The following is a 16,610-nucleotide window of genomic DNA, read 5'->3' as shown; positions in this document are numbered from 1 at the left end:
AAAATTAATATTGAGGTAAATAGTTGATATGTTTTTGGTTATGTCACTATTTTAGTTTTTCAAATGTGGTTTTGATAGCACTTTCAACCGTTGGTAATGTTAATTTTAATCAATATTTTCAAGGGGCTATGTTATTTTTAAGTAAAAAAAATAGGCTTAAAAAGCAGAAGCATAACGATATGTTAAATTTTTCAGGAGGTATAGTTAATATGCAGCAACTAGTTTCGCATTATAGAAAAACAACCAAAACCAAAATGAAAAAAAATTGTTTAGTATTAGTTCTCTTTTTAATAACTTTAGTAGGTTATGCTCAAAAAGGAATTGTTTCTGGGAAAGTATTGGATGCAGACGATAAACTGCCTTTACCAGGAGCAATGATTGAAATTGTAGGTCAGAATAAATATACTATTTCTGATTATAACGGAAGATACGAATTGCTTAATGTAATGTCGGGATCTTATCAGGTAAAAGTAAAATACATGGGATATACAGAGAATATCCAAGATGTAGTTATTGCTGATGGGAAAAATGCTGTTATAGATTTTGCTCTTAAATCTTCGGGGACAGAATTAAACGAAGTTGTTGTAGGTGATATCCTAAAGGGACAAGCAAAAGCTTTAAATCAACAAAAAACGAATAAGAATATCGGAAATGTTATTTCGGCAGATCAAATGGGGCGCTTTCCTGATGCTAATGTTGGAGATGCCTTAAAGCGAGTACCAGGTATTACTATGCAGAATGATCAAGGAGAAGCAAGAAATATCATTATTAGAGGTTTAGCTCCTTCATTAAACTCTGTGACTTTAAACGGAGATCGTATTCCATCTGCCGAAGGCGATAACAGAAATGTACAGATGGATCTTATCCCATCGGATATGATTACAACAATCGAGGTGAATAAAACACTTACGCCAGATATGGATGCAGATGCTATCGGGGGTTCTGTAAACCTGATTACCAGAGCAACTCCTAATGGCGAAAGAATCTCGGCAACAGTAGCGGGAGGTTATGCACCAATACGAGATAAACCTATTTATACAGCAGGATTAGTTTATGGAAATCGCTTTTTTGATGATAAACTTGGAGCTGTTGTAAGTGGTTCTTATAATAATGTGGATTATGGTTCGGATAATGTTGAAGCTGCCTGGACTAAAGATAAATTTGGGAATGAATTTTTAAGTAAATCTGAAATTAGAAAATATGATGTGCAGCGTATTCGCCGAAGCGCAGCTCTAGCTTTAGATTATAAATTTGATGAAAACAATACCATTTTTTTTAACGGAATTTATAACTGGAGAGATGATAGAGAGAATCGTTATAGAACTACTTATGATGATATGAAACCTATTTATAATGGTGAACAAATTACTGGTTTTACAGGGAGAGTAAAGCGTCAGACAAAAGGTGGTGTTGATAATAATCGCAATAAAAACAGAAGACTCGAAGATCAGCGTGTGCAGAACTATGCATTACGTGGAGAACATTTAATAAATTCTAGTTTAGATCTTGATTGGTCAGCAAATTATTCGACAGCAAGAGAATACCGTCCTCAAGAACGTTATATCGAATACCGTCAGAAAGGATTGAATACTGTACAAGATTTATCTGATTTAGAGTTTCCTTTGGTTACAACAACTGGCGAAGCTTTAGATAAGTTTAAATTTGATTCGACTACCGAAAATACAGATGAAACTAAGGAAAGTGAATTTGGAGCTAAAGTAAATATCAGGTTTCCTTTTACAATTATCCCTTCGGAGAAAGGAAGATTGAGAACGGGACTTAGATTAAGAATGAAAGAGAAGTCGAGAGATAATATTTTCTACTCTTATGAGCCAATAAGCGGAATGGAAACTTTAGCTGATGTTCAAACCAGTTATTATGACGGAAACGGATTTAATCCAGGGAGTAAATACGTACCAGGAACGTTTGTTTCTAATTCGTATTTGGGAGGTTTAGATTTAAATAATCCTGCTTTGTTTAATAAAGAATTAAATCCAGCTGAGTTTTTGACTGTAAATTATCAAGCCAAAGAAAATATTTATGCTGCTTATGTAAGATGGGATCAGGATTTTAATGATAAATTATCTATGATTTTAGGTTTCCGTGTAGAGAATACACATATAGATTATACTGGTAATCGTGTTCTGGACGAAGAAGAGTTAGAAGGAAAGATAAACACAACCAATTCTTATACAAACGTAATGCCTGGGATTTCGTTTAAGTATAATGCGACCAAAGATTTAGTGTTGAGAGCTGCTGCTACAACAGCTTTAGCAAGACCAAATTATTATGCTTTGGCTCCTTATATCAATAATATTGCTGCCGATTCTCAGATATTAGCTGGTAATCCAGATCTTAAAGCAACTTATTCTTATAACTATGATTTCATGGCCGAGAATTATTTTAAATCGGTTGGTTTAATTTCTGCAGGTGTTTTCTATAAAAACCTAAATGATTTCATTTATACATATAGTGATAATCAATATACAACTGCAAAGTTTGCGGCTGATTTTCCTAACCAACAAAATCCAATTCCAGCGGGAGATAATTGGACACTTATACAACAAAGAAATGGTGATAATGTAGATGTGTTTGGATTTGAAGTAGCATTTCAGCGTCAGTTGGATTTCTTTACAAGTCCATTTTTAAAAGGATTCGGGATTTATTTAAACTATACTTACACAAAATCTACAGCCAAAGGTATCGCTGATGCAGAAGGAAATGAAAGACGTAATATAAGCCTTCCGGGAACATCACCACATATGTTTAATGGATCATTGTCATGGGAAAACAAACGTTTTTCGGCTAGGGTTTCGACTAATTTCACTTCAGATTATTTAGATGAATTAGGTTCTAATGAATACAATGATAGTTATTATGATAAACAACTTTTTGTAGATGCTAATGCAGCATTTAAAATTACACCTAAGATTCGTGTTTTTGCAGAAGCAAATAATTTAACCAATCAGCCGTTACGTTATTATCAAGGTGTAGAGTCGCATACTAAACAGGTAGAATATTACCAAGCGCGTTATAATTTAGGATTGAAATTTGATTTTTAATATAGAATGAATTAGTTAGAATTGGCAGGAATGTAATGTTCCTGTCAATTTTTATAAAAATAGAACATGAAAAATAAATTTATATTACTCTTAGTGAGTGCCATTTTAGTTTCTTGCGATAGCAAGTTAGCGCCAGTTCGTAAAGATGCTATTAAACCAACAGCGGTAACAGAACCACTTCCGCATGATACCGATGATCCATCTATTTGGATACATCCTACAGATCCGTCTAAAAGTATTATTGTAGGTACAGATAAAGATACCGATGGCGGATTATATGCTTTTGATTTAAAAGGTAAAATCATAACTAAATCGGAAACATTAAAAAGACCTAACAATGTAGATATTGCTTATGGTTTAGTTATTAATGGAAAAAAAATAGATGTTGCGGTTACTACCGAAAGAGAAACTAATAAAATTAGGGTTTTTAGCTTGCCAGATTTAAAACCCATAGATAATGGTGGAATTTCTGTTTTTGATGGTGAGACATTACGTGATCCTATGGGAGTTGCTTTGTACACCCGACCAAGTGATCACGCAATATTTGCTATCGTAGGTAGAAAATCAGGAACTTCGGGTAGTTATTTGTGGCAATATCAGTTAACTGATGCTGGAAACGGAACAGTTAGTGGTAAAGTAGTTCGCAAGTTTGGTGCATATAGCGGAAAAAAAGAGATTGAAGCTATTGCTGTAGATAATGAGTTAGGAATGGTGTATTACTGTGATGAGCAATTTGGTATCAGAAAATATGTTGCTGATCCTGAGAGTAAGCAAAAAGATGTTGAGCTAGCTATTTTTGGAAAAGGAGAGTTTAAAGCAGATAATGAAGGAATTGCAATTTATAAAAAAACAGCAACAACGGGTTATATTTTAGTTTCTAACCAACAAGCTAATACGTTTATGGTTTATCCTAGAGAAGGGGCTAAAGGAGATCCGAATAAGTATCCTTTGCTTGCCGAGATTCCTACGTCGACAATTGAGTGCGATGGTGCCGATGTTACGAATGTAAATTTAGGAGGAGTTTTTAAAAATGGTCTTTTTGTGGCAATGAGCAACGGAATGACGTTTCATTATTATAGCTGGGATTCAGTACAAAAACGTATTGATGAGCAAGTGAAGAAATAAGTATTTAGTTTCAGTTTTCAGTCTCAGTTCCAGTTTTCAGTTGCTGTCATAATAAGTTACGGTTTTCTTTATAAATACAGTAAGTAAACTGATAGTGAAGACTGACACTGCGTACTGATACTAAAAAACAAGTATAAATAAAAAAGAGCTGTTCGATTGAACAGCTCTTTTTGTTTGAATTAGTAAAGACCTTATATTATGCTAATGGTGCTCCTGCCATAATTTCGGCATTGGCAAACTCTTCAAATTTTGCAAAGTTAGCTTTGAATTTCTCTGCTAGTTCTTTTGCTTTTACATCGTATAATTCTGGATTTGCCCAAGTGTTTCTAGGATTTAATATTTCGCTAGGTACATTAGGACAACTTTGTGGTTTTGCAATTCCAAAAACAACGTGGTTTTCGTATGCTACGTCGTCTAATTCTCCATTTAAAGCGGCAGTAATCATAGCACGAGTATATTTTAGTTTCATACGAGTTCCTGTTCCGTATGCTCCACCAGTCCATCCAGTATTAATAAGCCAAACTTTTACATCGGCATCTTTCATTTTTTTGCTCAACATTTCTGCGTAACGAGTTGGGTGTAACGGCATAAATGGCGCTCCAAAACAAGCAGAGAAATTAGGTTGAGGTTCGTCTACACCAGCTTCTGTTCCAGCAACTTTAGCAGTATAACCAGAAATAAAGTGATAAGCAGCTTGTCCAGGTGTAAGTCTCGAGATAGGAGGCAAAATACCAAAAGAATCGGCTGTTAAGAAGAAAATATTTTTAGGGTTTTTACCTATAGAACCTGGCTGAATATTATCAATGTGGGTAATAGGGTAACTAACTCTTGTATTTGGTGTAATTGAGATATCATCATAATCTACCACGTTTGTACCTGGTTTAAAAACAACGTTCTCTAATAAAGCACCTTTTTTAATAGCTCTAAAAATGTCTGGTTCGTTTTCTTCAGTAAGGTTAATTACTTTAGCGTAACAACCACCTTCAAAATTGAATACTGTATTTTCATTAGTCCATCCGTGTTCATCATCACCGATTAATTTACGGTCTGGATCTGCAGATAAAGTTGTTTTTCCTGTTCCTGATAAACCAAAGAAAATAGCTGTATCACCTTCTTTACCAACATTAGCACTACAGTGCATTGGTAATGTGTTCTTAAATACTGGCAAGATGAAGTTTAAAGCCGAAAAAATTCCTTTTTTCATCTCTCCTGTATATCCTGTTCCGCCAATAAGAGCAATTTTTTTTGTAAAATCCAAAATTGCAAAATTGCTTTGTCTTGTTCCATCTACAGCAGGATCTGCCATGAAGCTAGGAGCACAAATTACTGTCCATTCTGGAGTAAAGTTTACTAATTCTTCTGCTTCTGGTCTCAAAAACATATTGTAACAAAACAAGTTAGACCATGCTGTCTCAGTAACAACACGTACATTTAATCTGTAATTAGGGTCTGAACAAACGTAAGAATCTCTAACAAATACTTCTTTGTTAGATAAATATTGAGTTACCTTGTTGTATAATTTTTCAAAAGCTGCTGGTTCAAAAGGAATGTTTACTTTTCCCCACCAAACTTGGTCTTCTGTAATACTATCCTTTACAATAAAACGATCTTGAGGCGAACGTCCTGTAAATGTACCAGTATTAATTGCTAATGCACCTGTTGAGTCCTCCACACCTTGACCTGATTGTATCGTAATGTTGTGTAATTCGTCAGCTGATAACTGATAATGAATTGTTGCATTTTTAATCCCTAACTCATTTAGCGAAATCGATTGCGTAGATAACGTTTGATTGTCCATAAATTTATAAGTTGTGTATGTTTTACTTTATAGACTGTAAAATTAGATATTATATTTCAGATAAAATTTTATATAACGAATTTTATGACTTTTGTTTAATAATTTTAACAAATAGCACAGTCCAAGCAAGAATTAATAGGAGTCCGCCTATTGGCGTTACGAATCCGATAATTTTGAAGTCAAATGTTGTAAGGTTATTCGTGGCAAGTAAGTATATTGAACCCGAAAATAATATAACACCAGCTACAGCAAGATTGTAAATAACCTTTAATGTCTTTTGTGAAAGTTCTTTTCTTGTGGCTACAAAGAATAAAAATAATGCATGGTACATTTGGTAACGTACACCAGTTTCAAAAGTTACAAGTTCTTCTATTGATAAAACTTTTTTTAGAGCATGAGCTCCAAAAGCTCCTAAAATGATAGCTAACATTCCGAAAAAAGCACCTGTTGCAATTATTTTTTTATCCATTACAATATTATTTTAGTTGTTACAAAAATAGGTTTAAAACTTTCATCATGGAAAAAAATTAAGAGAACTTTTGGAAATATTTAGCTTTCTTCTGGATAAATAAATTCTGCTTATTTTTGGTTTAAAATAATGTATAGTTCATTTTTTTAACATTTTTTAATTGTTATGAATATAACATTATTGTATGTTTGTGTTATATATGTAAAATATGAGAGTAGTTTTAGTCATTGGAGCAGGCAGATCAGCGTCGTCATTGATACGATATTTATTGGATAAGTCCGAAAAGGAGAACCTGCATCTTATTATAGGTGATTTGTCTTTGGCTCTTGCCGAAAAGAAAACGAATAAACATCCTAATGCGACACCTATTGCATTGGATATTTTTGATGAAGAACAGCGAAAGCTTGCGATACAAAAGGCAGACATTGTAATATCGATGTTGCCGGCTCATTTACATGTAGAAGTTGCCAAAGATTGTTTGCTTTACCAAAAGCATATGGTTACCGCGTCTTATATAAGTGATGCGATGCAGGCACTGGACAAGGAAGCAAAAGCTAATAATTTGATTTTTATGAATGAAATTGGGCTTGATCCTGGTATCGATCATATGAGTGCCATGAAGGTAATCGATGAAATTAGAGAGAAAGGTGGAAGCATGTTATTGTTCGAATCTTTTTGTGGCGGACTTGTAGCTCCTGAATCTGATAATAATTTATGGAATTATAAATTTAGTTGGTTACCGCGTAATGTGGTTTTAGCAGGGCAGGGAGGAGCAGCCAAATTTATACAGGAAGGAACTTATAAATATATCCCGTATTGCAATTTATTTCGCAGAACCGAATTTCTTGAAGTAGAAGGATACGGAAAGTTTGAAGCGTATTCTAATCGTGATTCTTTAAAATACAGATCTATTTATGGTCTTGAAGATATTCTTACTTTGTATCGTGGTACAATAAGAAGAGTTGGATTCTCGAAAGCTTGGAATATGTTTGTACAATTAGGAATGACCGATGATAGTTATGTTATGGAACATTCTGAAACTATGAGTTATCGTCAGTTTGTGAATTCTTTTTTGCCTTATCACCCAACTGATTCTGTAGAAATAAAAATGCGTTTGATTCTTAAAATAGATCAGGATGATATAATGTGGGACAAACTTGTTGAGCTTGACTTGTTTAACTCGAATAAAATTGTTGGATTAAAAGATGCTACTCCAGCTCAGATACTAGAAAAAATACTTTCGGATAGTTGGACTTTAGAGCCACACGATAAAGATATGATAGTGATGTACCATAAATTTGGATACAAATTAAATGGTGTAGACACGCAAATAGACTCCAAAATGGTTTGCATTGGAGATGATCAAACGTATACTGCAATGGCAAAAACTGTTGGATTGCCTGTTGCAATGGCCACTTTATTGATATTAAATGGTAAGATTACAACTCCTGGAGTTCAGTTACCAATAAATAAAGAGGTGTATTTACCGATTTTAAAAGAATTAGAAGAATACGGAGTAGTATTTCATGAGCAGGTTATGCCTTATTTTGGATATAATCCCGATAAACTTCTTAATTAGTAGTTTTTTTATTTTACGAAAAAATTCAAAATACCAGCAGTCAAAAAATATTCCTTTATTTTTGATAATCACAATTCATCCCAATGAAAAAAGCCCTTTTGCTTTTCTTTTTATGCATCACTACAACCTACGGACAAATCTTAGGTTGTACAGATCCATTGTCTAAAAACTACAATCCAAAAGCAACTGAGAATGACGGAAGTTGTTTGTACAAATCTGTAAAAATAAAACCTGAATATTCTAATAAACTAAGTGATTCTATTAAAGAAACATCGGGATTAATAGCTTTCGATTCGCTATTGTGGACACATAATGATGACCATGATAAAACCATTTATGGGTTAAATCATTTGGGAGAGCTTAAAAAGAAAATTGCACTAGAAAAAGTAATCAATAATGACTGGGAGGAAATTTCGCAAGATAGCACCCATATTTACATAGGCGATTTTGGAAATAATTATAAGGGAAACAGAACCAATTTACACATTCTGAAAATCGAAAAAGAATCGTTTCTGGCAGGAAAACCTATCATCGATACCATTTCGTTTTCTTATTCTAACCAAACGGATTTTACACAAGAAAAGGCAAACAAAACTAACTTTGATTGTGAAGCATTTATCGTTACAAACGACAGTATTTATTTGTTTACCAAACAATGGAGGAGCTCTAAAACCAGTATTTATGTTTTACCCAATACACCCGGAAATCATATTGCCAGTTTAAAAGAAACCCTAGACGTAAAAGGGTTAGTTACTGGTGCTACTTATTTGCCATCCAAAAAACTGATTGTACTTTGTGGATATTCTAAAATTGGGAAGCCTTTTTTATATCTTTTGTACGATTATAAAAACAATGATTTTCTATCGGGGAATAAACAAAAGATTAAACTTGCATTGCCATTTCATCAAATTGAAGGTATTGCAACCGAAGATGGTTTTCATTATTATTTAACCAATGAAGCTTTAGTTAGAAAACCAGTACTCAATGTACCTCAACAAATTCATCGAGTTGATTTGAATGCATATTTAGGTCGATAATCTCAAAAAACTTTAAAATAAAAAATTGAACCATTAAGATATTAAGTTTCATTAAGCTAAACTTAAATTTTCGTTACTCCTTTATGGAGAAAAAACGGACATATAGAGTATATACTCAATGTTCTCACAAACTTGTCCCACATTATCGAGCTATTTGTGGAGACCCTTCGTTCCTCAGGGTGACAAGGCTGTGGAGAAACTTTGCGAACTCTTCACTATCCATTTTTCTCGCCACAGATTAAAAGGATTAAACAGATTTTATCCCGTCCCGACGTTTCGGGGTCGGAATTGTTAGCTTAACATAACCCTTTGTGCGCTTTGTGGTTAATTTTTAAAACTTTGCGACCGTTGCGTATCCCGAGGCTTCGGGATTGCGCCCTTTGCTGTTAATTTTTTAAATCAGCGTTCCCATCTTAAAACTTAATTTTCCTTAATCTCTTAATGGTAAAAAACTCAACGGTAAAATAAAATTTTGTAAATCTTGTAAATAACTACCAAAATTATGCAACAACCATTTCCAATAAGATAGCAACCTTTGCTTTCTGATATGAAAAAAGCATTAATCCTATTCCTCTCCTTTTTCTACTTGGTATTGTCATCTGGCTTTACCCAGAATACTCATATCTGTAAAGGAATCAAACAGGAAACTTACTTTTTTGCAAACAATAAAGAAGGGCAACCTTGCACCAAATGTGACCGTAAAGACGGAAAAATACTTAAGGATTGCTGCAAACATGAAACTAAATTATTAAAAATAACAGAAAAGGCTCAAAAAGCTTCCCCTGATAATCCTTCTTTAAAATACTTGGGAGTCGCCTTGCCTTTTCACTTCTTTAAAGTTGTCTTTGGTTATGAACTTCCACAAGTAAAAACTGTTGGATTCTCATACGTATTTACTACGATTCCTATAAGGAATACAATACTCTACATTTACTATTGCGTTTACCAAATTTGATTTTATTCAATTGATAAACTCTGCTGTTTCCAAAGAATAGCACGGGATTTCTATTGTTTAATTTTAAATATTTAATGTATGAAAATGCAATTCTTTGCATTGGTATTCTTCGGTTTTGCCACAGGAAATCTTTTGGCGCAGACCGTAACTTTACCAAATGCTCTTGAACGTTCTGTTCAGAATTTTGAAAAAATAAAAGCCAAAGAAGCAATGGTACTTGCTTCGAGAGAAAATATAATATATCAAAAAAGTCAATATCTACCTGATTTCACATTGATGGCACAACAAAGTTATGGAACTATCAATGCTCAAAACGGACCTTTATATGGTTACGGAGGTTTGGGCGTTGCATCGACCTCTATGCCTTTGCAGGAGCAAAACTGGAATGCCGCTTTTGGCTCTCTTTACTTAGCAAACATCAATTGGAACCTATTTACGTTTGGCAAAATAAAAAGCCAGGTTTCCATAGCCAAAGCAGATGAAACTGTCGCTCAGAGAGATTTGGAACAACTAAAATTCCAACATCAGGTAAAAGTTGGTGCGGCTTACTTAAATCTTCTTGCTGCACAACGCGTAAAATTTGTGCAGGATAAAAATCTGGAACGTGCTCAAGTTGTTGCCACAACAACCGAGAGCCGTTCTAATAGCGGCTTGATTCCAGAAGTCGATTTTTCTTTGGCGAAAGCCGAAGTTGCCAATGCTAAATCGGCAGTAATAAAAGCCTATGATTTAGAACTCGATTACTCCAAAGCACTGGCAGTTATGATGGGAGAAGAATATAGAAAGTATGAACTAGACAGTCTTTTTACCAACAAGACTCCTACTCTACTTCTAGAATCTTCGGTAGAAACGAGCAAGCATCCTATTCTGGAATGGCAAAATAGTACGGTTCAGAAAAGCGTGCAACAAGAAAAATTACAATCGGCACTTGGACTTCCTACTATTTCGTCATTTGGCGTAATACAAGGGCGTGGCTCAGGGTTCGATTGGAATTATGTGCAGGATAATTCAGCTTTCTCTAAATCGTATTCAGATGGAGTTGGCATAGACCGCAGTAATTATATTGTTGGCGTTGGTATCAGTTGGAATTTGATGAATGTATACCGTCAGTCTTCCAAAAAGAAAGAACAAAAATTCATTACGCAATCCTTGCAAAAGGAATATGATTATATGAATCAGGAACTTGTGGCGCAACAAAAATTGGCAGATGACAAATTAAAAAATGCATTTGAAAATTTTGAAGAAACCAAAACTCAGGTAAAAGCTGCCACAGATGCATACCAACAACATACTGCATTATATAACAATGGCTTAACGACAATTGTAGACCTGACACAATCTTTCTACACGCTCAACAGAGCCGAAATAGACTATGAAATAGCGCAAAACAACATCTGGCAAGCCTTATGGATTAAAGCTGCTGCCAAGGGTGACCTGACTATTTTACTAAACGCGATATACTAAAGCCTAAATTATGAATTTAATACGTTTTGCCTTGCGCAAGCCCATCTCGATTATGGTGATGGTGCTGGGGCTTTTATTCTTCGGAATTAAAGCTACCAAAGATATAAAGGTAGATATTCTGCCAGATATGAATCTTCCTGTCGTGTACATTGCCCATTCATTTAATGGATATACACCTCAACAAATGGAAGGTTATTTTACGAAAATGTATGTAAATATGATGCTGTTTACGAGCGGAATCGAAAGCATCGAAACTAAGAATACTCAAGGATTGACCTTAATGAAAATAAACTTTTATGAAGGTACAGATATGGGTCAGGCTATTGCCGAAATCAATGCACTGTCCAATCGTTCTCAAGTATTCTTACCACCGGGAGCTCCGCCTCCATTCATTATTAGATTTGATGCATCGTCGCAACCTGTTGGACAATTGGTTTTCAAGAGTAATTCGAAAACCAATAACGAATTGCAGGATATTGCCAACTTTACGGCACGACCTTTTTTGATTAAAATTCCAGGATTAACAACCGCACCACCTTTTGGCGGAAGCCCGAGAACAATCGAAATAAACATCGACCCAAATAAATTACGTACCCATCAATTAACTCCTGAACAAATTGTAGAAGCCATAAGCCGCAATAATATTACCTCACCATCGGGAAATATTTACATCGACGATATTAATTATTTAACGCCTACAAACAATACAATTAAAGAAGTTGCCGATTTTGGAAATATTCCAATTTTTAAAGGCGCAGTCGATAATGTTTACATCCGTGATGTGGCAACTGTAAAAGACGGAGCCGATATTACTACAGGTTATGCCTTGATTAACGGAGCACGTTCGGTATATATCAATATTGCAAAATCAGGTAACGCTTCGACTTGGGACGTGGTGAAAAATTTAAAGAAAGCCATCCCGATGATTCAGAATAATTTACCGGATGATGTTACTATTTCTTATGAGTTTGACCAATCCGTATATGTTATCAATGCCGTAAAAAGTTTAATTCTCGAAGGTGTATTGGGAGCTTTACTTACCGGATTAATGGTATTGTTATTCTTGCGTGATAACAGAGCGGCTTTAATTGTGGTATTAACGATTCCTATTTCGATTATTTCGGGCGTATTATTCCTGAAATTATTCGGGCAAAGCATCAATATAATGTCCTTATCAGGATTGGCTCTGGCTATAGGAATCCTGGTTGACGAAAGTACAGTTACTATCGAAAACATCCACCAACATCTGGCAATGGGCAAAACAAAAGCCAAAGCAATTCTGGATGCTTGTCGCGAAATTGCCTTCCCTAAATTATTGATTCTGCTTTGTATTCTGGCTGTATTTGCACCCGCATTTATGATGACAGGAATCCCTGGTTCTCTATTTATGCCGTTGGCACTTGCCATAGGATTTTCGATGATATTGTCATTTATCCTATCACAAACCTTTGTTCCCGTAATGGCAAACTGGTTAATGAAATCCAAAGACGAAAACCATGTACATGAAGAAGACAAATTTGATAGATTTAAAAATCGTTTTGTAACGTTCTTGCAATCCATAATGGAGAAACGCAAAACTATCTTAATTGCGAGTTTTGTCCTAGTAGCATTGGGAGTTTTTATAATGTACAGCAATACCGGAAAAGATGTATTGCCAACCGTTAATTCGAGTCAGTTTCAGGTACGTATAAAAGCACCCGAAGGAACTCGTATCGAAAAAACAGAGCTAAAAATCAAGCAGGTTTTACACGAAATGGAAACTGTAATTGGTAAAGACCATATTGCAATTTCTTCGGTATTTATTGGTCAGCATCCTTCATCATTTGCGGTAAGCCCTATTTACTTATACAATGCAGGACCACACGAAGCTTTGATGCAAATTGCATTAAAAGATTTTGACGGAAACACCAATGACTTAAAAGAAAAAATCCGTCACCACATGAAAGCTAAAATGCCCGAATTGCACTTTTCTTTCGAACCAATCGAGCTGACAGAAAAAATTCTTAGCCAAGGAACCAATACGCCTATCGAAGTTCGTTTCTCGGGAATGATGAAAAAAATGAACATTATGTATGCCAATAAATTACTGACAAAACTAAAAGAAATCGACTATTTAAGAGACCAGCAAATTCCGCAATCATTAAACTATCCGGCTTTCGAAATTAATATCGACAGATTAAGAGCTGCGCAATTAGGAATCGACGCTCAGGATATAGCTCGTTCATTGGTTCCAATTACTGCATCTTCTCGTTATACAAGCAAAAATATGTGGGTAGGCGGAATGATGGGAATTGCCTACGATGTACAAGTACAAACGCCACAAAATATATTAAACAGTAAGGACGAATTGCTTAATGTTCCGCTAGGGAAAAACTCCGACCGACCAGTTCTTGGCGATGTAGCCACAATTACACCAACAAAAGTTTTGGGCGAAAGTTACAATTTAGGAACAATGGGCTATACCCCTGTTACAGCCAATATCCATAATGCCGATTTAGGTCGTGCTCAAAAAGATGTACAAGCTGCGATTGCCTCTCTGGGAGAATTACCAAAAGGAGTAAATATTCAAATCTCCGGGATGGTTCCCGTTCTCGATGAAACCATGAGCAGTCTGGCAATGGGATTATTAATTGCCATTATGGTAATCTTTTTAATGCTGGCAGCCAACTTCCAATCGTTCAAAGTTTCGTTTGTAATCCTAACAACCGTTCCATTTGTAATCTTAGGATCGTTGCTATTAATGAAAATTACAGGCTCGACCTTAAACCTACAATCTTATATGGGAATCATTATGTCGGTAGGAGTTTCTATTGCCAATGCCGTATTATTAATAAGTAATGCCGAAACATTGCGCATGCAAAACGGCAATGCGTTAAACTCAGCCATTCAGGCAGCATCACTTCGTATTCGTCCTATTATCATGACTTCGCTGGCAATGATTGCAGGAATGTTACCAATGGCTATTGGTCATGGCGAAGGTGGCGACCAAGTTGCACCGCTAGGGAGAGCCGTAATTGGCGGATTAATTGCGTCCTCATTTAGTGTATTACTACTATTGCCATTAGTATTTGTATGGATACAAGGCAAAACTTCGACACAATCTCCATCATTAGATCCTGAAGACGAAAACAGTACACATTATATAACATTAGAAAAATAAAATACAAATGAAACTAATCTATTATATCCTTATCGGAATTGTATTTGCATCCTGCAATTCAGAAACTAAAAAGGTCGAAAAAACAGACGCGATGCCAATGATGATGATGCCAAATTTTGAAACTACATCCATCAAGAAAAGTAATCCACTGGTTCAGTTAAAACTAGCCGGAGAATTAGTTTCAGATCAGGAAACGGCTATTTATGCCAAAGTAAACAGTTATGTCAAGAAACTTCCTGTAGATATTGGCTCGATAGTGACCAAAGGGCAAGTTATTCTTGTACTCGAAGCGCCAGAAATTCAAGCACAATTAGCATCGGCAAAATCAAAATGGAAAGCGCAAGAGGCAATATATATTGCGACAAAATCCAATTACGATCGAATGTTCAAAGCCAATGAAACAAAAGGGGCAATTGCCAAAGATGCTTTAGACCAGATTACAGCAAGAAAACTAGCCGACCAAGCGCAACTGGAAGCAGCTAAATCAGCTTATCAGGAAATCCAAATCATGAATGATTATCTGGTAATTCGAGCACCTTTTAGCGGAATCGTTGCCGAAAGAAATATCGATTTAGGCTCGTATGTTGGACCAATGGGAAAAGGTTCCGACAAACCTTTATTGATACTTCAGGATAACAAGAAATTGAGAGTTTCCCTTTCAGTTCCCGAAGCAAATACAGCCTTTTTAAACTTAGGAGATTCGATACATTTTAAGGTAAGTTCGATTCCTCAGAAAAAATATATGGCTAAAATATCCCGAAAATCAGGAGTGCTCGATTTCAAACTCCGCTCCGAGCGTATCGAAGCCGATTTAATGAAAACATATCCAGAGCTAAAACCCTTAATGGTGGTTGAAGCAATGATTCCGTTGCAAGCAAAAGAAGCTACATTTTTTATACCAAAAACAGCCTTGGTCGAAAGTAATATGGGCATGTACGTAATCCGAATCGAAAACGGAATGACCAAAAATATCCCCGTTTCAAAAGGGCGTCCGTTAATGGATAAAATCGAAGTATTTGGTGAGTTAAACGAAGGCGATAACATACTCCTAAAAGCAACCGAAGAAATTGTAGAAGGAACAAAAATTAAAAAATAAAACCATGAAAACATCTAGCAAATACCTAATTATAATCGCAATTGCAGCCGTATTAATTTCTTGCAAAGACAAAGAAGTTAAAGAACAAATCACGGCACAAACTCCGCAAGAAATACCAGTGCAACAAGATATTCCTAACATAGCAAAACACGTTCCCAACGATGAGGTATGTATGGTTAATGACAAACACATGGAGAAAAAACAAATGGAAGTTCCCTATGATGGGAAAATGTACTACGGATGTTGCGCCATGTGCGTAGAACGCATTCCGAGCGACGAAAGCGTTCGCAAAGCAACAGACCCATTTACAGGAGAAAAAATCGATAAAGCCTCGGCATATATTGTGTCATTAAACGAAGAAGGAAATGTCGCTTATTTTGCATCCGAAGAGAATTTTCAGAAGTTTATGAAAGATAACGAACAAGCAAAAAATTAATTAAAACCCATTTATCAAAAATCCACTTTACTAACCCTAAAGTGGATTTTTTTGTTTTATAAAGTATCATTTTAAGGAGCTATTCCAGCTATCCACTCTATCTTTTCTTTGTTAAAGAAACAAAGAAAAGGATGCCGTTACTATCTGGGCTAATACATTTGGCATTAAAGGTTTCATACTTCTGAAATCAAAAATCGTTAGTCAAAAATCCGCAAGCTAGCGCGAGCGTCCCGCTCGTGAACATGAAGCTGTATCGTCCTGAAAAAAGTTTACATATTTATACTTAATCCTAAAATAGATTTACATTTTAAATTTAGTCCTGTTATAGTTTTACAATGATAGTTTTTTTTACATAGTAATTCTTCCATAATTTTTCTGTTTTTAAATTATTCTGATTGTTTTCACGAGCGGGACGCTCGCGCCAGCAAA

The 16,610-nt window shown here is 35.3% G+C and carries 11 protein-coding genes; 9 read left to right on the top strand and 2 right to left on the bottom strand.

The window, feature by feature from the left end:
* The first annotated feature begins 254 nt into the window (after positions 1–254).
* Both B8T70_RS18635 and B8T70_RS18630 read left to right on the top strand, forming a co-directional pair.
* A complete protein-coding gene (locus tag B8T70_RS18635; RefSeq protein ID WP_086895816.1) occupies positions 255–3,062 on the top strand; it encodes a TonB-dependent receptor in 2,808 nt (935 codons plus the stop codon).
* A gap of 66 nt (positions 3,063–3,128) precedes the next feature.
* On the top strand, positions 3,129–4,187 hold the full coding sequence (locus B8T70_RS18630; protein WP_086895806.1) for a phytase: 1,059 nt from the start codon (positions 3,129–3,131) through the stop codon (positions 4,185–4,187).
* Positions 4,188–4,383: 196 nt separating this feature from the next.
* On the opposite strand, the gene pckA is transcribed toward B8T70_RS18630, so the two are convergent.
* Positions 4,384–5,985: a phosphoenolpyruvate carboxykinase (ATP) gene (gene pckA / locus B8T70_RS18625; RefSeq protein WP_086895805.1), complete on the bottom strand. Its 1,602-nt coding sequence runs from the start codon at positions 5,983–5,985 to the stop codon at positions 4,384–4,386.
* 82 nt (positions 5,986–6,067) lie between these two features.
* A complete protein-coding gene (locus B8T70_RS18620; protein WP_039116307.1) occupies positions 6,068–6,454 on the bottom strand; it encodes a DUF423 domain-containing protein in 387 nt (128 codons plus the stop codon).
* Between the two features lie 208 nt (positions 6,455–6,662).
* On the opposite strand from B8T70_RS18620, the gene B8T70_RS18615 reads away from it, so the two are divergent.
* From B8T70_RS18615 to B8T70_RS18585, 7 genes are all read left to right on the top strand, one after another.
* A complete protein-coding gene (locus B8T70_RS18615) occupies positions 6,663–8,033 on the top strand; it encodes a saccharopine dehydrogenase family protein (RefSeq protein ID WP_086895804.1) in 1,371 nt (456 codons plus the stop codon).
* Positions 8,034–8,116: 83 nt separating this feature from the next.
* Complete coding sequence (locus B8T70_RS18610) at positions 8,117–9,070, top strand: hypothetical protein (protein WP_086895803.1); 954 nt, start codon at positions 8,117–8,119, stop codon at positions 9,068–9,070.
* 547 nt (positions 9,071–9,617) lie between these two features.
* Positions 9,618–10,025, top strand: a complete 408-nt coding sequence (locus B8T70_RS18605; protein WP_086895802.1) for a hypothetical protein — start codon at positions 9,618–9,620, stop codon at positions 10,023–10,025.
* 78 nt (positions 10,026–10,103) lie between these two features.
* Positions 10,104–11,489 carry a TolC family protein gene (locus tag B8T70_RS18600; protein WP_086895801.1) on the top strand — a complete coding sequence of 462 codons (1,386 nt, stop codon included), beginning with the start codon at positions 10,104–10,106 and terminating at the stop codon, positions 11,487–11,489.
* Between the two features lie 10 nt (positions 11,490–11,499).
* Complete coding sequence (locus B8T70_RS18595) at positions 11,500–14,649, top strand: efflux RND transporter permease subunit (protein WP_086895800.1); 3,150 nt, start codon at positions 11,500–11,502, stop codon at positions 14,647–14,649.
* Between the two features lie 7 nt (positions 14,650–14,656).
* The gene (locus B8T70_RS18590) at positions 14,657–15,745 is read left to right on the top strand and encodes an efflux RND transporter periplasmic adaptor subunit (RefSeq protein ID WP_086895799.1); all 1,089 of its coding nucleotides are present in this window, start codon (positions 14,657–14,659) and stop codon (positions 15,743–15,745) included.
* 4 nt (positions 15,746–15,749) lie between these two features.
* The gene (locus B8T70_RS18585) at positions 15,750–16,181 is read left to right on the top strand and encodes a hypothetical protein (RefSeq protein ID WP_086895798.1); all 432 of its coding nucleotides are present in this window, start codon (positions 15,750–15,752) and stop codon (positions 16,179–16,181) included.
* Positions 16,182–16,610: the final 429 nt, after the last annotated feature.

Origin of the sequence: Flavobacterium sp. AJR, from assembly GCF_002156885.1 — a bacterium.
Lineage (GTDB): Bacteria > Bacteroidota > Bacteroidia > Flavobacteriales > Flavobacteriaceae > Flavobacterium.
This window is presented reverse-complemented; position numbering and strand designations above follow the sequence as displayed.

What these genes read in the sequence shown, in the direction of transcription:
- B8T70_RS18630 (WP_086895806.1), top strand. Translation starts at nt 3,129, where the DNA reads ATGAAAAATAAATTTATATTACTCTTAGTGAGTGCCATTTTAGTTTCT.
- pckA (WP_086895805.1), bottom strand. Translation starts at nt 5,985, where the DNA reads ATGGACAATCAAACGTTATCTACGCAATCGATTTCGCTAAATGAGTTA.
- B8T70_RS18605 (WP_086895802.1), top strand. Translation starts at nt 9,618, where the DNA reads ATGAAAAAAGCATTAATCCTATTCCTCTCCTTTTTCTACTTGGTATTG.
- B8T70_RS18585 (WP_086895798.1), top strand. Translation starts at nt 15,750, where the DNA reads ATGAAAACATCTAGCAAATACCTAATTATAATCGCAATTGCAGCCGTA.
- B8T70_RS18600 (WP_086895801.1), top strand. Translation starts at nt 10,104, where the DNA reads ATGAAAATGCAATTCTTTGCATTGGTATTCTTCGGTTTTGCCACAGGA.
- B8T70_RS18590 (WP_086895799.1), top strand. Translation starts at nt 14,657, where the DNA reads ATGAAACTAATCTATTATATCCTTATCGGAATTGTATTTGCATCCTGC.
- B8T70_RS18620 (WP_039116307.1), bottom strand. Translation starts at nt 6,454, where the DNA reads ATGGATAAAAAAATAATTGCAACAGGTGCTTTTTTCGGAATGTTAGCT.
- B8T70_RS18635 (WP_086895816.1), top strand. Translation starts at nt 255, where the DNA reads ATGAAAAAAAATTGTTTAGTATTAGTTCTCTTTTTAATAACTTTAGTA.
- B8T70_RS18595 (WP_086895800.1), top strand. Translation starts at nt 11,500, where the DNA reads ATGAATTTAATACGTTTTGCCTTGCGCAAGCCCATCTCGATTATGGTG.
- B8T70_RS18610 (WP_086895803.1), top strand. Translation starts at nt 8,117, where the DNA reads ATGAAAAAAGCCCTTTTGCTTTTCTTTTTATGCATCACTACAACCTAC.
- B8T70_RS18615 (WP_086895804.1), top strand. Translation starts at nt 6,663, where the DNA reads ATGAGAGTAGTTTTAGTCATTGGAGCAGGCAGATCAGCGTCGTCATTG.